The organism is Collinsella aerofaciens (assembly GCF_001404695.1).
Lineage (GTDB): Bacteria > Actinomycetota > Coriobacteriia > Coriobacteriales > Coriobacteriaceae > Collinsella > Collinsella aerofaciens_E.
Window position 1 is genome coordinate 32,469 of sequence record NZ_CZAQ01000011.1, and the last position, 19,736, is coordinate 52,204.

Sequence of the window (19,736 nt, forward strand, 5' to 3'; positions counted from 1 at the left end):
CTGTTGCACACAGGTTGCTGTCGATTCTCTTTCTGGGTCTGGCCTGCGTCTTTGGGAGTAATCAACAGTTTCGTCAGTGCTATTACTATTATTAAGATATTTATATCTATAGAAAGGTATTAAAAGATGAAGTTCACCGTCAGCCAGAGCTCGCTTACACAAGCCATCGGCGTCGTTATGAAGGGTGTCGCTTCGGCATCCACCCTCCCCATCCTGTCGGGCGTGCTCGTTAAGGCCCAAGACGGCATCTTGGAATTCCAGACCTCTAACTACACCATCTCGATCCGTCATCGCATCGCGGCGCATGTCGAAGAAGAGGGCGAGATGGTTATCCCCTGTAAGATGCTCTCCAATATCACCAAGACCCTCCCCGATGCCCCGGTCACCTTTGAGCTGTCCGAGCGCCAGGTGCTGATTGGTTGCGAGAAGAGCTCTTTTAGGCTGAACACGCTCGATGCCAATGACTTCCCCGAGTTTCCGGCCTATGCCATCGAGAGTGCCGTGGAGCTGCCGACCGATGTCTTGTCCGAAATGGTCGGCCGCGTGTGGCGCGTCACCTCGACCGACAAGGCTCGCCCCATCCTGGGCGGCGTGCACATGAAGGTCGAGAACAACACCGTACGCCTGGTAGCGACCGATTCCTTCCGCTTGGCCGTGTGCGATACGCAGGTCGAGACCTCGACCCTCGAGGGCTCCTTTGAGCTCAACGTTCCGGCTGACGCCTTTAACGACGCGCTGAACATCATGGCCAGCCAAGCGACCATCATGATCGGGGCTACCGACACCCAGGTCGTCTTCGAGGCCGGCAACACCACCTACGTGTCGCGTCGCATCGAGGGCGTGTACCCCAACTACAAGCAGCTCATCCCCGATTCGTGCGTGACGAGCGTCAAGATCGACGTCGCCGCCTTTAACGCCGCCCTCAAGCGCGTGGCCGTTATCGCGAGCGCCAACCCCGCCGTCAAGTTCGAGATCGATGTCGAGAACGGGCAGATGGGCCTGTCCTCCATTTCCAATGACCAGGACCTTGCGCAGGAGACGATCGATGCCGAGGCCGAGGGCGAGTCGGGTACCATCGCCTTCAACTACCACTACATCTTCGGCTGCCTCAATGCCCTGTCCAAGGAGAAGGAGATCACGCTGGAGCTCAAGAGCTACTCGCAGGCGGGCATCTTTAAGTCCTACGACAAGATCAACTACCTGTACCTGGTCATGCCGGTCCGCATCTAGCGCTGCGCCATGACCATGTTCGCCCGCGATCTTTCCGTCGCGCACTACCGCAGCTTCGATAGCTATCACCTTGCCCTGGACGAGGGCGTGACGATACTTGCGGGACCCAACGCGGCGGGAAAGACCAATCTCATAGAGGCGCTGCAGCTGCTGACGAGCGGCGCCTCGTTTAGGCATCCGACCGCAGCCGAGCTCGTCCATGACGGCGTGGGCTCGTGCAAGATCGAGCTGAGGCTCGAGGGCGACGGCCGCGTGCTTGATATGGGATTGAGCGCGGAGGACGGTAAGCGCTCGTTTAGCCGCAACGGCAAGAGATGCTCTGCCGCCGGTGTGCGCGGGGTTCTTCCGAGCGTGCTGTTTTGCCCCGACCATCTGGACATGGTTAAGCGTGGCGCCAGTGTGCGCCGCGCCGCCCTCGATGACTTTGGCATGCAACTGAGCGCACGCTATGCCGATCTTGCGAGCACCTATGGGCGCTGCGTGACCCAGCGTAACGCCTTGCTCAAGGAGACCTGGTGCTGCCGCGAGATGCTCGGCGCGTGGAACGATTCGATTGCCCGCGCGGGCTCGGCCCTGCTCGTGCACCGGTTGGCTCTGCTCGACCGGCTGGCGGGCCATGTGCACACTGCCTACGGGCAAGTAGCGTCAGGTGAGGCCGCCAACGTGACCTATGCGTCCACGCTGGGGGCTTTGCCCCAGGTCGAGGATCGCGAAGAGCTGAAGGGTTGGGCGTACGAGCGCATGCTGGCCGCCCTTGACGAGCATGCCGACGAGGATATTCGCCGCGGCGTGACGTTGGTGGGACCGCATCGCGACGAGATTGAGTTTACCGTGGCGGGTCGCTCCGCCCGTTCATTTGCCAGCCAAGGACAGCAGCGCACGCTGGTGCTGTCCTGGAAGGTGGCCGAGGTTGCCGTGGCTCGCGATGTCCTGGGCACCGCCCCACTGCTGCTTTTGGACGACGTGATGAGCGAGCTCGACGGCGAGCGTCGCGGCGCTTTCCTGCGGCTGATTGGCGATGATATCCAGACGGTCATAACTACGACCAACCTGGGGTACTTTACCGATGACCTGCTTGATCGAGCCAAGGTGGTGAGCATGGGTGAGACGTGCTAATTACGAGCGCGAGAGCGAGACAGTCGCCTTCAGCGGGTTTTTGAACGCAGAGCGCCAGCGCATCCTGGCGGCTGCAACGCCTAAGCGCCGTGCGCAGATGGAGGCCGCCGAGGAGTCGCGCACGGTCTATCGCGCATGGAACGCGGTGTGCTCGGGCACGCGCGAGGGGCGGCATGTGACGGGACTGCGCTACCTGCCCGAGTCCAATGAGCTGCTGGTGTATCTCGACTCGCCCTCGTGGACGCAGGAAATGACGTTGTTGCGCGAGATCATCCGCGCGCGCATGGAGCGCGCCGGTGCGCATGTGGACGGCCTGGTGTTCAAAACCACCGCGCCCGGTCACACGCCGCCCGCCGCCAAGGAGCGCCTGTGCCCGGCGACGACCGAGCGCCCGCCGGCCCCGCACGCCGACCTAAGTGAGGCCGAGTGCACCGAGATCGAGCGCCGGGTGGCGCCCATCGAAGACCAAAAACTGCGCGAGGCCCTCGAGAATGCCATGAGAGCCAGTGCCGAGTGGGCCAAGGGCGTGCAAAGCAAAAAAGAGCCTTAAATCGCATCTGGTGGCCTTGTAGAGCCAAATACCCTCGGTCTCGAGGGTATTTTTTTACGATAAACTAGTAAGGCTGTACACATTTTCTTGACTGAAGGAGGACGTGTGGCAAACGAAAACGATTACGATGGCGGCGAGATTAAGATTCTCGAAGGTCTCGAGGCCGTTCGTAAGCGCCCGGGCATGTATATCGGCTCGACGAGCGCCAGCGGTCTGCATCACCTGGTGTGGGAGATCGTTGACAACTCCGTCGACGAGGCCATGGCCGGTTTCTGCACCGAGATCCAGGTGACGGTCCACGCCGACAACTCCATCACGGTCGTCGACAACGGGCGCGGCATCCCCGTCGACGAGCACCCTGTTAAAAAGATCCCGACGCTCGAGGTCGTTATGACGATCTTGCACGCCGGCGGTAAGTTCGATAACTCGGCCTATAAGGTCTCGGGCGGCCTGCACGGCGTAGGCATCTCCGTCGTCAACGCACTGTCCAAGCGCGTGGTCGTTCAGGTTCGTCGCGATGGCAACACCTACGAGATGGAGTTCTCGCGCGGCAAGACCGTCAAGAAGATGGAGGTCGTGGGCACCTCGGATTCGACGGGCACCACCGTCACCTTCTGGCCCGACGACGAGATCTTCGAGACCTGCATCTACGATTTCGATACGCTGCACAACCGTCTGCAGGAGACAGCGTTCCTCAATAAGAACCTCAAGATCGTGCTGACCGACGAGCGCGAGGCGACTCCCCACGTGGAGGAGTTTTGCTACGAGGGCGGCATCATCGACTTCGTCAAGTTCCTCAACGAGGGCAAGGACGTCCCCGAGGCCTTTAAGGAGCCCATCTACATCGAGGGCAAAACGGACCCGGACGCTCCCGTGGCCAAGATGGGCGAGGTCGAGGTTTCCCTGCAGTGGAATAGCGGCTACGGCGAGAACGTCATGTCGTTTGCCAACGACATCTACACTCCCGAGGGCGGCATGCACCTTGAGGGCTTCCGCACCGCGCTCACCCGCGTGATCAACGACTACGCGCGCAAACAGAACCTGCTCAAGGAAAAAGACGCCAACCTGACCGGCGACGATGTGCGCGAGGGCCTTTCGGCCGTTATCTCGGTCAAGCTGCCCGATCCGCAGTTTGAGGGGCAGACCAAGGCCAAGCTCGGTAGCTCCTATATGCGCGCGCTCACGCTCAAGATCGTGACCGACGGCCTCGCCGATTACTTGGAGGAGCATCCCAAGCCCGCCCGCGAGATCGTCAAGAAGGCGCAACAGGCCTGCAAGGCGCGCAACGCCGCCCGCAAGGCGCGCGAGGCGACCCGCCGCAAGAGCCTGCTCGAGACGGCGTCCCTGCCCGGTAAGCTCGCTGACTGCTCAGTGCGCGATGCCGAGCTGACCGAGCTCTTCATCGTAGAGGGCGACTCGGCAGGCGGTTCGGCCAAGGACGGCCGTCGCCGAGACATCCAGGCGATTCTGCCCCTGCGCGGCAAGATTCTGAACGTCGAACGCGTTGGTGACCATCGCGCGTTCTCGAGTGACACCATCCAGTCGCTGATTACCGCGATCGGCTGCGGCGTCACGACGAGTGCCGGCGACGGCGGCGACTTCGATATCACCAAGGCGCGCTACCACAAGATCATCATCATGACCGATGCAGACGTCGACGGTGCGCACATCCGCATCCTGCTGCTGACGTTCTTCTACAAGTACATGCGTCCGCTGATCGATGCCGGCTACGTCTATGTTGCCTGTCCGCCCATCTTTGGCATTAAGGTGCGCAACAAGATCCACTATGTGTATCCCAACGGCCGCCAGCCCGAAGACGAGATCCTGCGCGACACCATCCAGAGTCTGGGCCTGAACCCCGACGATAACGACGAAGACAGCAAGGCCAAGGATGGCAAGATCACCAAGAAACGCAAGGGCTATACCGTCCAGCGCTACAAGGGTCTGGGCGAGATGGACCCCAAGCAGCTCGCCTCGACGACGATGGATCCCAAGACCCGCATCCTGCAGCGCGTGTCGATCGAGGATGCCGTGGTGGCAGACCGCGCCGTGCGCGAGCTGATGGGCTCCGAGGTCGGCTATCGCCGCGAGTACATCGAGAAGCATGCACATGATGCACGCTTCCTTGACGCTTAAGAGGAGGTAACGTGGCAGACGATACCAACAATAACGAGGGTATGGGCGAGGCCGGCGATGCCGGCATGCCCGACGATCTGAAGCGCCTGCTTGCCCGTGCTGAGCAGGGCGAGGACGGCGATCCTGACGCCTATAACCCCGATGCCGATGATGACGAGGAAGAGGACGACGACGGTGAGCTCGAGGAGAGCTTTGGCGAAGTCGATCGTGGCGCCTCGGCCGGCGAGGATATAAACGGCGGCCAGCTCCAGATTTCGGAGTTTGGCCGCGAGATGAAGCAGTCATTCATCGAGTATTCGATGTCGGTCATCACGGCGCGCGCCCTGCCGGACGTGCGCGACGGCTTAAAGCCGGTGCACCGCCGCATCCTGTACGCGATGAACGAGAGCGGCATCTACCCCAACCGTCCGCACAAGAAGTCCGCTTGGACGGTCGGCGAAGTTATCGGTAAGTACCATCCGCACGGTGACTTCGCGGTCTACGAGGCCATGGTTCGCCTGGCGCAGTGGTTCTCCATGCGCACGCCGCTCATCGACGGCCACGGCAACTTCGGCAACATCGACGGCGACGGCGCGGCGGCCATGCGTTACACCGAGAGCCGCCTGGCAAAGCCCGCCATGGAGCTGCTGCGTGACCTGCAGAAGGATACCGTCGACTGGCAGCCCAACTACGACGAATCACTCGCCGAGCCCGTGGCACTGCCTGCGCGCTTCCCCAACCTGCTGGTCAACGGCAGCCAGGGCATCGCCGTCGGCATGGCCACCAATATCGCCCCGCATAACCTCACCGAGGCGATCGAGGCAACCTGCTACCTGATCGATAATCCCGACGCTACTGTCGACGAGCTCATGCAGATCATGCCCGGTCCGGACTTCCCCACCGGCGCCATCATCATGGGCAGCGCCGGCATTAAGCAGAGCTACGAGACCGGCCGCGGCTCCATTACCGTGCGCGCCAAGGCCCACGTGGAATCCACCAAGACCGGCAGCAACCGCCTGGTCTTTACCGAGATTCCCTACATGGTCAACAAGGGCACCCTGCAGGAGAAGATCGCCCAGCTCGTCAACGACAAGCGCATCGAGGGCATCTCGGACATGCGCGATGAGTCCAACCAGAAGGGCATCCGTCTGGTCATCGAGCTCAAGAAGGGCGTCATTCCGCAGGTCGTGCTCAACAACCTGTATAAGTACACCTCGCTGCAGACGACCTTCGGCGCCAACAACCTGGCGCTCGTCAACGGCGTTCCCAAATGCCTGAGCCTGCGCGAGATGCTGCAGCACTACATCGATCACCAGGTCGACGTCGTCACCCGTCGCACCCGCTTCGACCTTAAGAAGGCCCAGGCCCGCGCGCATATCCTCGAGGGCTACCTGATGGCTCTCGACCATATTGACGAGGTCATCAGCATCATCCGTTCCTCGCAGACCGATTCCGAGGCCAGCAGCCGCCTGATCGAGCGCTTTGGCTTTACGCCCGAGCAGACCACGGCCATCCTCGAGATGAAGCTGCGCCGCCTGACCGGCCTGGAGCGCGACAAGATCCAAGAAGAGTTGGACGGCCTGCGCCGTGCCATCGCCTACTACGAGGACCTGCTGGCGCACGAGGAGAAGATCCTGGGCGTCATTAAGGAAGAGATGCGCGAGATCTCCAAGAAGTTCGGCGATAAGCGCCGCACCGAGATCAGCCATGTCGAGAAGGACCTGGACGTCGAGGACCTCATTGCCGACGAGGACATGGTCGTGACCATCACCCACACCGGCTATGTCAAGCGCATCCCGGTGGCCGCCTACCGCGCCCAGAAGCGCGGCGGCAAGGGCGTCTCGGGCGTCAACCTCAAAGAGGACGACGTCATCGACGAGATGTTCATCGCGTCCACGCACGAGTACGTGCTGTTCTTCTCGAGCAAGGGCAAGGTCTATCGCCTGAAGGTGCACGAGCTGCCGGTGGGCACGCGCCAGGCGCGCGGTACCGCGATTGTCAACCTGCTGCCCTTTGAGGAGGGCGAGAAAATCGCGAGCGTCATCAGCTGCCGCGAGTTCCCGGCCGACGAGTACCTGATGTTTGCCACCAAGAGCGGCATGGTCAAGAAGACCGTGATGAGCGCCTATGACCGCAGTCGCCGCGATGGCTTGATCGCCATCAACCTGAGGGACGATGACGCACTGCTCGCCGTGCGCCGTGTGCGCGAGAGCGACAAGATCATCCTGGCCACTACCGCGGGCAAGGCAATCATGTTCCCCGAGGACCAGGTCCGTGCCACGGGTCGCGATACCAGCGGTGTTCGCGGCATCGGCATGAAGGACGGCGTGAGCGTTTTGGGTATGGAGGTTACCAACGGCAACGGTGACCTGTTCGTCATTACCGAGCGCGGTTACGGTAAGCGTACGCCGGTTGCGGACTACCCGGAGCAGAACCGAGGCGGTCAGGGTGTCTACACCATCCAGATGACCGAGCGCAAGGGCAACCTTGCGGCCATGAAGACGGTGGGCCCGCAGCATGAGCTGTTCATCGTGACGGAAGGCGCGACGGTCATTCGCGTCAAGACCGACGAGATCAGCCAGACCGGCCGTGCTACCCAGGGCGTCAAGATGATGACTGTCGACGACAACGACCGCGTATGCGCCGTCGCCCGCATGACGGCCGCCAAGGAGAAGCCCGAAGACGAGGACGTCGAGGGTGAGGGCGTGGCCGACGCCGAAAAAGCCCCCGTCGACCTAGGCGACGGAAACGAAGTGCCGCAAGATCTCCTAGACGAGTAAGTGGCCCTTGCTGGCAAAACCTTCAGACCCCTTATATCGGCGGTCGGCGCACTGCGCGCCGACCGCTTTTTTGTCAATCTTGGAACCTGTGTCTGGCGGGCGGGCGAGATGGGTTAGGTTTGTCGCGAGTTCCGCACGCAAAGAAGGCCACTTAATGTGGCCTTCGTCTTGCGCAGGACTGCCCGAGCAGCAAACCTAACCCATCTCGCCCGCCCGCCAGACACACCCCCAAAGATTTTCAAAAAAGTTGTTGACGTGCGCGTAACGACTCGTCTAATATATCCCTTGCGCGATGGACCTGTAGCTCAGTTGGTTAGAGCGTCCGGCTGATAACCGGGAGGTCACAAGTTCGAATCTTGTCAGGTCCACCACTTTCTTTCGCAATAAACACCCCAGCGAGAGCCGAGTCGCCGCTGGGGTGTTTATTACTGTCTCCGTGGGGGTTTAGCTCAGCTGGGAGAGCGCGGGCTTTGCAAGCCTGAGGTCAGGGGTTCGATCCCCCTAACCTCCACCATGATGGACCTGTAGCTCAGTTGGTTAGAGCGTCCGGCTGATAACCGGGAGGTCACAAGTTCGAATCTTGTCAGGTCCACCATCAAAACTGTGAAGAGCCCTGGGGCGTTGCCTCGGGGCTTTTTCTTGTCTGTGATAAATCTCATTTTGGTTTTGTGTGCTGTGCGAAAGATTGGGTAGTATAGCTATTCAATGCGGTGGAGCTGCCGCGTGTTAACCGCTACGTACCGGAGGTGTTCCATGGTTCGTGTCGACATAGAGACCATCGTCATGGCCGCCGGTCCCGTGCCATCGCTTATCGTGCTTCGTGAGCGCTGCGGCAAGTCGGATTCGACGGCACCGCTGCGTTCGCTTTCCATTCAGACCGGCTCGTTTGAGGCCGCGGCCATTAGCCGTGGCATCGATAGCGGTCGCGCCGAGCGCCCGATAACGCATGACCTGCTGCTCGATACCGTTGACGCCCTGGGCGCCAAGCTCGAACGCATCGAGATCGTTCGTGCCGAGCCGCCGGTGTTCTATGCGACGATTGTCGTGCTGGCCGATGGTGACGAACGAAAGATTGACGCCCGCCCCAGCGACGCCATTGCCCTTGCCGTGCGCAGCAATGCCCCCATGTTTGTGGAGGACGACATCATGAATCGCCTGGGCACTGTTTCCACCCACGCCGAGGAAGTCGACGACGAGCGGGAGTTCGAGAAGTTCGACGAGTTCGTCCATACGCTCTCCCCCGATGACTTCTAAATGTCTGGCACGCGAGCGGAGAGGTCGCTGATGGGTACCCGCGTATCGGCTGAAGCGGCCGCCATCGCGCGTGAAGCCCAGATGCGCTCGGAGGCTTCTGAGGCGGCTCGCATTGCCTATGTGACGCAGGCCCGCACGCTTCGCGAGCGCCGCGGCTCGTTTATCAAGATGGTTGTCGTCTCCGCCCTTGTCGCGGCAATCTGCTCGCGCCTTCGTGGTACAGTTGGTGCGCTTGGGTTTTCGATTTCAACAGGCTTGGTAATCTGGGGTGTGGTCGATGCAGTAATGCTGACCAACCAGATCAAGGTACTCGACAAGCGCGCGATGGATATGATGCGCGCCCGCGACGCTGCCGCCAAGATCGCTGCCGAGGCACAAGAACTGTAACGACGCCAGACTCGATGGGAAGGTCTAAAGATGGCACAGGATATGCAGGACGCCGGTAACGTCTCCGCCGAGCTCGACGCCATGGTGTGTGACCTGATTGGTGCGTTCTTGGACGACCTTGCCGCCGGCGAGAATCCGGGCGTAGTTGTGGCGATCGAGGACGCTGCTTCCAACCGATATCTGGCGGCGCTCGACGAGGACGGCGAAGAGGCGTGCCTCGAGGCGGCCACCAACTTTATCTCCGAGCACAAGATGGGTCTTAAGGACGAGGGCCTGGGCCGCATCGCCCGCTATGCCATCGGCTACACCGGTTGTGTCGAGATTGACGGCGGCTACCACGACGCCCTGCTCGTGAGTTTCTTTGAGACGGCGCTCGAGAGCGGTTTTTCGGCATATGTGCTGTATGAGGGCATGGGCGCCGGCGATGGTTTTATGTGGAGCGACCCTGAACCTGCAGGTGAGGAAACCCCTCTTATCTAAAATCGCTAAAATAAACGAGTTTTCGGTAAAAGGCTCAATATTCCCGCTGAGCGTTGTGTTGCTGGGCGGGTCGCATACGCGTGCCGTTTGTATATAGATAGAAGATAGGGGAACTACATGCGCGTAGACAATCTGAGGAACATCGCCATCATCGCCCACGTCGACCACGGCAAGACGACGATGGTCGACAAGCTCCTGCGTGCCACGGACGCCTTCCGTGCTAACCAGCAGGTCGAGGACCGCGTCCTGGACTCTAACGACCAGGAGCGCGAGCGCGGCATTACGATTCTCGCCAAGAACATCTCTATCGAGTACAAGGACGTTAAGATCAACGTCATCGACACCCCGGGCCACGCCGACTTTGGCGGCGAGGTCGAGCGCGTGCTGCGTATGGCCGACGGCGCCCTGCTGCTGGTTGACGCTTTTGAGGGCCCCATGCCCCAGACCCGCTTCGTGCTGCGTCACGCTATCGACACCGGCCTCAAGATCATGATCGTCATCAACAAGATCGATCGTCCGGGCGCCAACCCCGAGAAGGCCTACAACGACTGCCTGGACCTCATGGCCGACTTGGGTGCCACCGACGACCAGCTCGAGTTCGCCATGGAGCACGTGGTCTACGCCAGCGCCATGAATGGCTTTGCCCGCCTTGACCCCAACGACGGCAACATGGACATGTACCCGCTGCTCGACATGATCATCGACGACATGCCCGCACCCGAGGTTGACGAGAACGCCCCGCTCGCCATGCAGTGCGTGACCATCGACCACTCCAACTTCGTCGGCCGTATCGGCATCGGCCGCGTGTACTCCGGCACCATCCACCAGGGCGACCAGATCCTGGTTGTCAAGAACGACGGCTCCAGCGCCACCGCTACCGTCAAACAGCTCTTTACCTTCGACTACCTGGGCCGCACCGAGTGCCAGGAAGTCGGCGCCGGCGACATCGCTGCCGTCGTGGGCATCGACCGCACCGATATCGGCGATGTCTACACCGATCCCGAGAACCCCGTTGAGCTCGAGCCCATCGAGATCGACCCGCCGACCCTGTCCATCGTCTTTGAGGCTTCGACCTCCCCGCTCGTCGGTCGCGACGGTGACATCGTTGGTGCCCGTCAGCTCAAGGAGCGTCTGTTCAACGAGGCCGAGAACAACGTGACCATGAAGATCGAGGAGCTCGAGGACAAGAGCGGCGTCGAGGTCTCGGGTCGCGGCATCCTGCACCTGTCCGTTCTGATGGAGTCCATGCGTCGCGAGGGCTTTGAGTTCCAGGTTGGCCGTCCCCGCGTTCTGTTTAAGAAGGACGAGAACGGCAACAAGATGGAGCCCGTCGAGCAGGCCGTCGTCGAGTGCCCGGACGAGTACTCGGGCAAGGTCGTTGAGGTCTTCGGTACCTCCGGCGGCATCATGACGAGCATGGATACCTCGGGCATCGTGACGCACCTCGAGTTTAAGATCCCGACCCGCGGCATCATGGGCCTTAAGAACCGCATCATGAACGTCACCCACGGCGAGGGCGTGTTCTACCACACCTTCTTGGAGTATGGCCCCTACGCCGGCGAGATCGGCAACCGTCAGAACGGCGCCATGATCTCCATGACCACCGAGAAGGCCGTTGCCTATGCCCTGGGTACGCTGCAGGAGCGCGGCCAGCTGTTTGTTGAGCCGGGCACCGAGTGCTACGAGGGCATGATCGTGGGCGAGCGCAGCAAGGCCGGCGACATGGTCGTCAACATCGCCCGCACCAAGAACCTGGGCAACCAGCGTTCTTCGACCTCCGATATCTCCGTCCAGCTGGTGCCGCCCCGCACCTTCTCGCTGGAGGAGGCGCTGGAGTACATCGCCGACGACGAGCTGGTCGAGATTACCCCCAAGAACATCCGCCTGCGCAAGCGTCTGCTCAACGCCACCGACCGCAAGAAGGCTGCCGTCCGCGCCGGTCAGGTCAACAAATAAGCGCTGGGGCTTATAACCGCCAATAAGAAAGGGCGTCGACCGCGATGGTCGGCGCCCTTTTTGGTGCAAGGGGGACAGGTTCGCTTGCACCACCACAAAGGTGCCTGTCCCCTTTGTGGTGGTTGGCGGCTAGGCGGTGGGGAGTTCCGGCGTATTAGCCGGCTGTTGCGACTTGAGGTGAGCGTTGCGCCAGATGATCTGGATAACATAGCCGAGCGTGAAGACAAAGGCCACGCCGCTGATGAAATCGCCTACGAGGGGGATTGCCGTAAGTGCACCTGCGATCACGCCGCCGGCGGCCGCCATGGCGTAGCGGTTCTGGCTGTGTCCGACCATGCGCGCGATCGCGCACCCTGCAAAGGCACTCGACACCAGCGCGATGCCAATAACACCGCACATGAGGGCTCCGGCAAGCGACAGACCAGCGATAGAGATAATTAGCAGTAGGACGGCGGGGACGATAGCAATCGTGCCCAGAAGACCGCTCACCCACAGGGGCATGGGGCGCTGGTGGAGCATGCCGGCGGCGCTGGCGGTTGCGCGCGGAAAGACGAGTTCGAGCAGTAGGGCGACAAAGCAGGTCGAGAGTGCCGCGGCGACGATACCGCCGATGACATCGTTAACGGTGGAAGTATCCTCGCTCTCGGTGCGGTCGATCTTGAGCGCGCCGACCTCGGCTCCCGCGGCGCGCTCGGGGTCCTCGGAGACGTGCGCGTTCACGGTGCCGGTGATGTGGGCGTTCTTGCCCAGGATGAGCTTATCGGCCCAAACCTCGACATCGCCCTCGACGGTGCCATCGATAGTCACCGTATCGCCCGCAAGCGCTGCCGACTTGGTAGAGCCGCGCAGGGCAACCGTCTCGCCTATCGCATAGAAACAGTTGGCGGTGCTGTCGGAATTGAGCACGACATGCTGGCCGGCAACGGTCACGCTGCCATCAACCGTAGTCTTGGCAATGTCGATGGTGCGCGCCGCCAAGCGGACGGCGCCGCCCACCGTGCAGTCGCGGATGGAGAGGCTCTCGCCTGCTGCAATTATGTCGCGGCCGATGGACGCATCGTCCAAGTTGAGGGCCTGACCTGCCCAGTACAGGTCACCTTCGACGCCGGACGAATTGGCGTCATTGTCGGTCGCAAGTACGTTGCCTGCGGTGTCTGTGCCGGCGAACGACGCCGTGGGAAGTGCGGTGACCGCTAGGGCGACGAGCGCGAATAGGATCGTGATGCGGACCCACGCTTTACGGCGCTGGGTCGACGGGAATTGATTACAGGGCATAGTGAATCCTTCGTCAGATGCTCGACATACACCTAACAGGGTACCCAACGCGTGGGCGCTCTAAAAGAACCTCTCGGTTGCATTTCGAAGGGTCGTGCCGTGCTGTTTACTTTTTACGGTGCAAGAAGCGCGCGATATCTTCTTCGGTGGGGCTTTTGATGTCAAAGCGCAGCGAGAGCCAGCGCAGACCCATGGTCACGACAACGCATACGACCAGCGCGGCGACATTGCTCATAATGCCGCTCATAACGAGACACACATAGCTTGTCGATCCGGCGATGGCGGCGATGGCATAAAAGTTAGTACGTTGGAAAATGCCTGGAACCACGCCCATAAAGCCATCGCGCAACATGCCGCCGCCCACCGCGGTGAAAAAGCCCATCATGATGCACACCGCCGGTGCAAAGCCGTAGACCAGCGCCTTGTCTGCTCCAGTGGCGGCGTAGATGCCGACCGAGATGATGTCGAGCAGGGGAATGAGTTTTTCGGGCTTGTCGACGATTGCCGGGAAAATATAGATGATGGCTGCCGTGGCAATGGAAAGCGGCAGCGCCATTGGCTGGTTGAGGATGTAGACGTTGCCCACCTGCAGCGTCATGTCGCGTAAAAGACCGCCGCCCAAGCCACAGACCACGGCGAGCGCAACTGCACCCACCAGGTCGAGTTTGTGCTCGCGCGCGACCAACACGCCCGAGATTGAAGCCGCGACGACGGCGAACATTTCGAGCCAAAACGGGATGGCGACCATGGCATCCGTGGCGTGTGAGGTAACGGTCATAGCGGCGACGACGGGCAAGATGGGGTCCTTTGGATTACGGATTTGGACAATGCCCGTACATAGTACATGTTCGGCGCCGATTGCGACCCTATTGCTCGGCAAACGGTCGGGGCTGGATGCGGGCGTAGGTTCCATGTTTGGGGATCTGGGTCGATGCTGAACGCGATGGGGGCGTGGTTGAATAGGAGGGATGTCTAAATTTTGAGCAGCGCTCAAAATTTATCCGGTCGGCTTACGCCGACCGCGCTGCGCTAAAAACGCGCCACTGGCGCGTTTTCTTTACGCTCCGCGCCCTGGCGGGTTCGAATCCCTCCTCCTCCGCCGTATTTGCTTGTAAGGGACTCTAAACAAAAAAGCCCCCGTTTTCGGGAGCTTTCTCAACCAAAATGGCGGAGGAGGAGGGATTCGAACCCTCGTGACCTTATACAGGTCAAACGGTTTTCGAGACCGCCGCATTCAACCACTCTGCCACCCCTCCGCGTGGGGTAAAAACAAAGCAGGCTCGAAGGCCTGCTTTGGAATTAACTGGCGGAGAGTCAGGGATTTGAACCCTGGAGACGCTTTTGACGCCTACACGATTTCCAATCGTGCTCCTTCGGCCACTCGGACAACTCTCCGTTAAATGCGAAAGTCAGTATACACGAGGAATCGCAAAGTGCAAACAGAAAAGTTGGCATTTTTTAAAACGCTTGGCCGTGCTTGGCGCTGCAGTGGGGCTTGAGGTGCCAAAAAACGGCTTCCGACCAGCGTGGTTGATCAACTCAATTGTTCAAAAAAGGGTATTCATAAGCGACTTGGCAATGAATTTAAAAATCTTTGGGTGGTGCTGTGGGCCACTGGTATGCATTTTGCGACCACAGCCTTGTGCCCGTTGACCTGCGGCTTGGCTCAGCTTGTCCCCACGGCACCGTATCTTGTCCACAGATCCGTCAAGCTTTTGGTCAGCATTTGGTTGGAATGCGCATGAAACGTCGTGCGAGTATGGGCATATGTGGAGGTCATGAGGTTGTAGCTGCATATTCTTGCAGCCTAGGAGGTTGAAAGATATTATTACCAAGTCTTTTCCTGCTTCAGGCGCACCTTCACGACCTGAAGCCACATTTGCCCAGAGGAGGTGACAATATGAAGGCTTATGAACTGCTGTTCTTTGTTGACCCGTCGCTCGACCCCGAGACTCGTCTCGCTGTTATGAAGCGTATCGATACCACGATCGCTGAGGGCGCTGGCAAGGTCGACTCCGTTGACGAGTGGGGCAAGCGCAAGCTCGCCTACGAGATCAACGACCTCACCGATGGTGACTACACCCTCATCAACTTCCACGCAGATCCTACCCAGATCGCCGAGCTTGATCGCGTCCTGCGCATCACCGACGCTGTGGTCCGCCACATGATCGTCCGTCGCGACGACCAGGAGTAAGACTGTCGTTTTGGACTGGGCTTGTGCCCCAAGAGGAAGTAGTGAGTTATGAGCATCAATCGAGTGAACATCACCGGTAACCTCACCCGCGATCCCGAGCTGCGCGCCACCGCCGGCGGAACCCAGGTTCTGTCCTTTGGCGTCGCCGTGAACGATCGTCGCCGTAACGCGCAGACTGGCGAGTGGGAGGACTATCCCAACTTTGTCGACTGCACTATGTTCGGCACCCGCGCCGAGGCCGTGAGCCGTTTCCTGGCAAAGGGAAACAAGGTCGCGATCGAGGGCAAGCTGCGCTACAGCTCTTGGGAGCGCGACGGTCAGCGCAGGAGCAAGCTTGAGGTCATCGTCGATGAGATCGAGTTTATGAGCTCCCGTGGTGGCCAGGGTGGCTACGACCAGGGCGGTTACGCCCCCGCAGCTCCCGCGCCCGCAGCACGTCCTGCCGCACCGGTGGCTACGCCGCCCGCGGTCGACGTCTACGATGAGGACATCCCGTTCTAAGGGTTGTTCACCTATTTTTGAGTGAGAGGCGGCTTCGGTTCGCCGAAGTTGCCAAATGAAAGGTATTTTGACATGGCTAATGATTTTTCTGCACGTCAGCCGCGTCGTAAGTACTGCCAGTTCTGCAAGGAGAACACTGAGTTCATCGACTATAAGGACACTCAGCTTCTCCGTAAGTACATGACCGACCGTGGCAAGATCAAGCCCCGTCGTGTCACTGGCGCTTGCACGCAGCATCAGCATGACATCGCCAACGCCATCAAGCGCGCCCGCGAGATGGCTCTCCTGCCGTACACCGTCCCCGTGGTTTCCTCTCGTGGCAACCGCGACCGCGGCTAAGAAGGGAGACGCATCATGAAGGTTATTCTTCTCGATGAGATCAAGGGCAAGGGCGGCGAGGGTGACGTCGTAGAGGTCGCTCAGGGTTACGCTGAGAACTTCCTGTTCCCCAAGAAGCTCGCTGTTGCCGCCACCAAGGGCAACCTCAAGCAGCTTGACGAGCGTCGCAACAACATCGCCAAGCGCGAGGCCGTCCGTCTGGCTACCGCCAACGAGACCAAGGCTGCCTTCGAGGGCAAGACGGTCACCGTTGACGTCAAGGTCGGCGACGAGGGCATCCTCTTTGGCTCCGTTACCGCCGCTATGATTGCTGATGCCATCAAGGCTCAGCTCGGTATGGACATCGACCGCAAGCGCGTCGAGCTCGGTAAGCCCATCAAGGTTGCCGGTGCCCACACCGTTGCCATCTCGCTGTACCGCGAGATCAAGGCCGAGGTTGTCGTTCTCGTCGGCGTTACCGCCGAGGAGCTCGCTGCCGAGGCTGAGGTCGAGGAGGCCGCTGAGGTCGCCGAGGCCGAGACCGCCGAGGTCGAGACTGAGGCTGCTGCCGAGTAGCATTTGCTGCAACGCAACAATCTTGTTCTAAGAAGGGCGCTCTGGGAAACCAGGGCGCCCTTTTGTTTTTTGCGCTGAGTGAGTGTCATGGTGAACGTTGCGTCGAAGTCCTATATACAGGACCGTTCATCCGTTTGGTTCGGTGATGATTGGCGGCGCGCGGCGCGTTTTGGGACCGTGGCTGATACTATGGATGCTCGCAAGCGATATGAATGAGGATGCTCATGGCATATGACGATAGGGAGACCGGGCTGACGGTTGAGGACCGTGGCTCAAAGTTGGGTCTTCCCCAAAACCAAGATGCAGAGGCCAATGTACTGGCCGCTATGCTGCTATCGCCCGAGGTGGTCGAAGAGGCCCAGGTCGAGCTGCAGCCCGATGACTTCTACCGGCCCATTCATAAGACCATCTATACCGCGATGGTCGATATGTACAATAGCCGCATTCCCATCGACTCCATCTCGCTGATCGATTACCTGCGAAGCATCAACAAGCTCGATGCCGTGGGCGGCGAAGCGTACATTTTGGAGTTGATGGGTCAGACCCTGTCGCTCGTCAACTGGCAGCACCATGCCGCTATCGTTCGCCGCGATTCGATGCTGCGTGAGCTGATCGGCGCTACCAACGAGATCAACGCGCTGGCCTATAACGCCCCCACCGACACCAAAGAGGTCGTGGAGCTGGCCGAGAGCAAGCTGCTCAAGGTTACGGCGCGCGAGGTCAAGTCGAGCTACAAGACGCTGACCGAGTTTATGGTCGAGGCCTATAACGAGGCCGAGGAAGTGTGCCAGGCCGGTGGCCAGACGGCGGGCGTGCCCACGGGCTTCCCGTCGCTCGATCGCATGCTCATGGGTTTCCGCGAGGGCCAGCTCATCATCATCGGCGCCCGTCCTGCCGTGGGTAAGACGTCGTTCGCTCTGAATCTGGCGCTCAACGCTGCCGCTGCTGGTTATACCGTCGGCTTCTTCTCTCTGGAGATGTCGGGCAAGGAAATTGCCCAGCGTCTGATTTGCGCCTACGCCATGATCTCGATCAGTGACTTCCGCATGGGCCGCATTAGCCCCGAGCAGTGGGCCAATATCAACGAGGCCACGCAGACCTTGTCCAAGCTCGATATTCTGATTGACGATACGCCTGGCACCACAGTGACCGAGATTCGCGCCAAGAGCCGCCGCATGCTCCATAACAAGGAGAAGGCAATCATCATCCTGGACTACCTGCAGCTGGTGAGTCCTCCGCCGGGACGCCGCTCCGAGAGCCGTACCGTCGAGGTCTCCGAGATGTCGCGTGGTCTGAAGATCATGGCCAAGGAGCTCAAGATCCCGCTCATCGCGCTGTCGCAGCTCTCGCGTCAGGTCGAATCCCGTACCGGCAAGCGCCCGCAGCTTTCCGACCTTCGTGAATCGGGCTCCATCGAGCAGGACGCCGATATCGTTATGTTCTTGGACCGCTCCGCCGACGAGGCCGAAGCCTCGCGCGACGATCGACCCGACGAGGGCGTTACGCGTATCGTCGTGGCTAAGAACCGTTCGGGACCGATCGGCGACGTCGACCTGATGTTCCTGCCGGCATCCACCAAGTTCTATGAGCTTGATGGGGCACATGCCGAGGAGTAGGACAGGCGCCCGTTGCACGGGTATACTGGGAATGTTTTGTGCTTCTGCGTGCCGGCGTGGCGCGTAGACAGTCCATGAATGTAAGGAGTAAACATGCCGTCAACCGTTTTGGTCGGTGCCCAGTGGGGCGATGAGGGCAAGGGTAAGATTTGCGACCTGGTCGCCGGCGACTTCGATGCCGTCGTGCGCTACTCGGGCGGCAACAACGCCGGCCACACCATCGTCGTCAACGGCAAGAAGTACGGCCTGCACCAGGTGCCCTCCGGCATCATGTATTCCGACCACGTGTCGGTGATCGGTAACGGCTGCGTCGTCAACCCCAAGGTTGTCCTTGAGGAGATCGACATGTTCGAGGCCGACGGCATCACCACCAAGAACCTCAAGATTAGCGGCAACGCGCATGTCATCATGCCGTACCACATCGATCTGGATGGCGCCTTTGAGCAGAAGCTCGGCAAGAAGAATATCGGTACCACCAAGCGCGGCATCGGTCCGTGCTATCAGGACAAGATGGCCCGCATTGGCCTGCGCATGCAGGACATGCTGGACGAGGCACTGTTCCGCGACAAGCTGGAGACCGCTCTTGCCCGCGTGAACCCCGAGCTCGAGCTCATCTACAACCTGCCCACCTACACCGTGGACCAGATTTGCGACGAGTACCTGCCCATGGCCGAGCGCCTGCGTCCCTACATCACCGAGACGAGCCTGCTGCTCAACAACATGATCGATGAGGGCAAGGACCTGCTGTTTGAGGGCGCCCAGGCGACGCTGCTCGACATCGATCACGGCACCTATCCGTACGTGACGTCTTCCAACTGCACCGCCGGCGGCGCCATCACCGGCTCCGGCGTGGGCATGAAGAACGTCGACCGCGTGCTGGGCGTCATGAAGGCCTATATCACCCGCGTTGGTTCGGGCCCCATGCCCACCGAGCTTTCCTATGAGTCCGAGGCCGGTCACACGCTGACCGAGGAGGGCTATGAGTACGGCGTGACCACCGGTCGCCGTCGTCGCTGCGGCTGGTTCGACGGCCCCATCGCCAACTACGCCTCGCGCGTCAACGGCCTCACCGATATCGCCCTGACCAAGCTCGACGTGCTTTCGGCCTTCGACACCATCAAGGTGTGCGTGGCCTACGACGTCGACGGCGAGCGCTACACCAGCGTGCCCGAGCATCAGGTGCGCTTTGAGCATGCCAAGCCCATCTACGAGGAACTCCCCGGTTGGAAGTGCGACATCACCGGTTGTCGCAGCTTTGATGAGCTGCCGCAAGAGGCTCAGGACTACGTGGCGTTTATCGAGGATCTGGCACACACCCGCGTGACGTTCATTGGCGTTGGCGCTGGTCGCGAGCAGATCATCAACCGATTCTGGAAGTAATCGGGACT

At 60.4% G+C, this 19,736-nt stretch carries 17 protein-coding genes and 5 tRNA genes; 18 read left to right on the forward strand and 4 right to left on the reverse strand.

What is annotated here, in order from left to right; translation table 11 throughout:
* Nucleotides 1–126 precede the first annotated feature (126 nt).
* The 12 genes from dnaN (at nucleotide 127) to typA (ending at nucleotide 11,868) form a co-directional block, all read left to right on the forward strand.
* Nucleotides 127–1,230, forward strand: a complete 1,104-nt coding sequence (gene dnaN, locus AQ996_RS04215; protein WP_055251332.1) for a DNA polymerase III subunit beta — start codon at nucleotides 127–129, stop codon at nucleotides 1,228–1,230.
* A gap of 9 nt (nucleotides 1,231–1,239) precedes the next feature.
* A complete protein-coding gene (gene recF, locus AQ996_RS04220) occupies nucleotides 1,240–2,346 on the forward strand; it encodes a DNA replication/repair protein RecF (RefSeq protein WP_055251334.1) in 1,107 nt (368 codons plus the stop codon).
* Nucleotides 2,333–2,896 (forward strand): DciA family protein, encoded by a 564-nt coding sequence (locus AQ996_RS04225; protein WP_055251336.1) that lies wholly within the window; start codon nucleotides 2,333–2,335, stop codon nucleotides 2,894–2,896. Before recF ends, AQ996_RS04225 begins: the two co-directional genes overlap by 14 nt.
* Nucleotides 2,897–3,001: 105 nt before the next feature.
* Complete coding sequence (gyrB, locus tag AQ996_RS04230; RefSeq protein ID WP_055251338.1) at nucleotides 3,002–5,032, forward strand: DNA topoisomerase (ATP-hydrolyzing) subunit B; 2,031 nt, start codon at nucleotides 3,002–3,004, stop codon at nucleotides 5,030–5,032.
* A gap of 41 nt (nucleotides 5,033–5,073) precedes the next feature.
* Complete coding sequence (gene gyrA / locus AQ996_RS04235; protein ID WP_055251366.1) at nucleotides 5,074–7,791, forward strand: DNA gyrase subunit A; 2,718 nt, start codon at nucleotides 5,074–5,076, stop codon at nucleotides 7,789–7,791.
* A gap of 294 nt (nucleotides 7,792–8,085) precedes the next feature.
* Nucleotides 8,086–8,162: transfer RNA gene (locus AQ996_RS04240), tRNA-Ile, on the forward strand.
* A gap of 67 nt (nucleotides 8,163–8,229) precedes the next feature.
* Nucleotides 8,230–8,305 (forward strand) — tRNA-Ala (locus AQ996_RS04245).
* A 4-nt stretch (nucleotides 8,306–8,309) separates the two neighbouring features.
* Nucleotides 8,310–8,386: transfer RNA gene (locus AQ996_RS04250), tRNA-Ile, on the forward strand.
* A 158-nt stretch (nucleotides 8,387–8,544) separates the two neighbouring features.
* A complete protein-coding gene (locus AQ996_RS04255) occupies nucleotides 8,545–9,045 on the forward strand; it encodes a bifunctional nuclease family protein (protein ID WP_055251340.1) in 501 nt (166 codons plus the stop codon).
* 30 nt (nucleotides 9,046–9,075) lie between these two features.
* A complete protein-coding gene (locus AQ996_RS04260; RefSeq protein ID WP_055251342.1) occupies nucleotides 9,076–9,432 on the forward strand; it encodes a hypothetical protein in 357 nt (118 codons plus the stop codon).
* A gap of 30 nt (nucleotides 9,433–9,462) precedes the next feature.
* A complete protein-coding gene (locus tag AQ996_RS04265) occupies nucleotides 9,463–9,912 on the forward strand; it encodes a hypothetical protein (protein WP_055251344.1) in 450 nt (149 codons plus the stop codon).
* Between the two features lie 117 nt (nucleotides 9,913–10,029).
* The gene (gene typA / locus AQ996_RS04270) at nucleotides 10,030–11,868 is read left to right on the forward strand and encodes a translational GTPase TypA (protein WP_006235837.1); all 1,839 of its coding nucleotides are present in this window, start codon (nucleotides 10,030–10,032) and stop codon (nucleotides 11,866–11,868) included.
* Nucleotides 11,869–11,997: 129 nt separating this feature from the next.
* Here the strand turns inward: typA and AQ996_RS04275 are convergent, their stop codons facing one another.
* The 4 genes from AQ996_RS04275 to AQ996_RS04290 form a co-directional block, all read right to left on the reverse strand.
* On the reverse strand, nucleotides 11,998–13,143 hold the full coding sequence (locus tag AQ996_RS04275) for a DUF8173 domain-containing protein (RefSeq protein ID WP_055251346.1): 1,146 nt from the start codon (nucleotides 13,141–13,143) through the stop codon (nucleotides 11,998–12,000).
* A 106-nt stretch (nucleotides 13,144–13,249) separates the two neighbouring features.
* Complete coding sequence (locus AQ996_RS04280) at nucleotides 13,250–13,939, reverse strand: trimeric intracellular cation channel family protein (RefSeq protein ID WP_229057814.1); 690 nt, start codon at nucleotides 13,937–13,939, stop codon at nucleotides 13,250–13,252.
* Between the two features lie 369 nt (nucleotides 13,940–14,308).
* Nucleotides 14,309–14,399 (reverse strand) — tRNA-Ser (locus AQ996_RS04285).
* Nucleotides 14,400–14,447: 48 nt separating this feature from the next.
* Nucleotides 14,448–14,538, reverse strand: a tRNA-Ser gene (locus AQ996_RS04290).
* 505 nt (nucleotides 14,539–15,043) lie between these two features.
* Between AQ996_RS04290 and rpsF the strand changes: the two genes are divergently transcribed.
* The 6 genes from rpsF (at nucleotide 15,044) to AQ996_RS04320 (ending at nucleotide 19,728) form a co-directional block, all read left to right on the forward strand.
* On the forward strand, nucleotides 15,044–15,337 hold the full coding sequence (gene rpsF / locus AQ996_RS04295) for a 30S ribosomal protein S6 (RefSeq protein WP_006235831.1): 294 nt from the start codon (nucleotides 15,044–15,046) through the stop codon (nucleotides 15,335–15,337).
* Nucleotides 15,338–15,385: 48 nt separating this feature from the next.
* Nucleotides 15,386–15,838 carry a single-stranded DNA-binding protein gene (locus AQ996_RS04300; protein WP_006235830.1) on the forward strand — a complete coding sequence of 151 codons (453 nt, stop codon included), beginning with the start codon at nucleotides 15,386–15,388 and terminating at the stop codon, nucleotides 15,836–15,838.
* A gap of 72 nt (nucleotides 15,839–15,910) precedes the next feature.
* Nucleotides 15,911–16,177 carry a 30S ribosomal protein S18 gene (gene rpsR / locus AQ996_RS04305; RefSeq protein WP_006235829.1) on the forward strand — a complete coding sequence of 89 codons (267 nt, stop codon included), beginning with the start codon at nucleotides 15,911–15,913 and terminating at the stop codon, nucleotides 16,175–16,177.
* A 15-nt stretch (nucleotides 16,178–16,192) separates the two neighbouring features.
* Nucleotides 16,193–16,732, forward strand: a complete 540-nt coding sequence (gene rplI / locus AQ996_RS04310) for a 50S ribosomal protein L9 (RefSeq protein ID WP_022094073.1) — start codon at nucleotides 16,193–16,195, stop codon at nucleotides 16,730–16,732.
* 218 nt (nucleotides 16,733–16,950) lie between these two features.
* Entirely contained in the window at nucleotides 16,951–18,348 is a 1,398-nt protein-coding gene (dnaB, locus tag AQ996_RS04315; protein ID WP_055251350.1) for a replicative DNA helicase, read from the forward strand.
* Between the two features lie 93 nt (nucleotides 18,349–18,441).
* Nucleotides 18,442–19,728, forward strand: a complete 1,287-nt coding sequence (locus AQ996_RS04320) for an adenylosuccinate synthase (protein ID WP_055251352.1) — start codon at nucleotides 18,442–18,444, stop codon at nucleotides 19,726–19,728.
* Nucleotides 19,729–19,736: the final 8 nt, after the last annotated feature.

What these genes read in the sequence shown, in the direction of transcription:
- dnaN (WP_055251332.1), top strand. Translation starts at nt 127, where the DNA reads ATGAAGTTCACCGTCAGCCAGAGCTCGCTTACACAAGCCATCGGCGTC.
- recF (WP_055251334.1), top strand. Translation starts at nt 1,240, where the DNA reads ATGACCATGTTCGCCCGCGATCTTTCCGTCGCGCACTACCGCAGCTTC.
- gyrA (WP_055251366.1), top strand. Translation starts at nt 5,074, where the DNA reads ATGGGCGAGGCCGGCGATGCCGGCATGCCCGACGATCTGAAGCGCCTG.
- AQ996_RS04255 (WP_055251340.1), top strand. Translation starts at nt 8,545, where the DNA reads ATGGTTCGTGTCGACATAGAGACCATCGTCATGGCCGCCGGTCCCGTG.
- AQ996_RS04260 (WP_055251342.1), top strand. Translation starts at nt 9,076, where the DNA reads ATGGGTACCCGCGTATCGGCTGAAGCGGCCGCCATCGCGCGTGAAGCC.
- AQ996_RS04265 (WP_055251344.1), top strand. Translation starts at nt 9,463, where the DNA reads ATGGCACAGGATATGCAGGACGCCGGTAACGTCTCCGCCGAGCTCGAC.
- typA (WP_006235837.1), top strand. Translation starts at nt 10,030, where the DNA reads ATGCGCGTAGACAATCTGAGGAACATCGCCATCATCGCCCACGTCGAC.
- AQ996_RS04275 (WP_055251346.1), bottom strand. Translation starts at nt 13,143, where the DNA reads ATGCCCTGTAATCAATTCCCGTCGACCCAGCGCCGTAAAGCGTGGGTC.
- rpsF (WP_006235831.1), top strand. Translation starts at nt 15,044, where the DNA reads ATGAAGGCTTATGAACTGCTGTTCTTTGTTGACCCGTCGCTCGACCCC.
- AQ996_RS04300 (WP_006235830.1), top strand. Translation starts at nt 15,386, where the DNA reads ATGAGCATCAATCGAGTGAACATCACCGGTAACCTCACCCGCGATCCC.
- rpsR (WP_006235829.1), top strand. Translation starts at nt 15,911, where the DNA reads ATGGCTAATGATTTTTCTGCACGTCAGCCGCGTCGTAAGTACTGCCAG.
- rplI (WP_022094073.1), top strand. Translation starts at nt 16,193, where the DNA reads ATGAAGGTTATTCTTCTCGATGAGATCAAGGGCAAGGGCGGCGAGGGT.
- dnaB (WP_055251350.1), top strand. Translation starts at nt 16,951, where the DNA reads ATGCTCATGGCATATGACGATAGGGAGACCGGGCTGACGGTTGAGGAC.
- AQ996_RS04320 (WP_055251352.1), top strand. Translation starts at nt 18,442, where the DNA reads ATGCCGTCAACCGTTTTGGTCGGTGCCCAGTGGGGCGATGAGGGCAAG.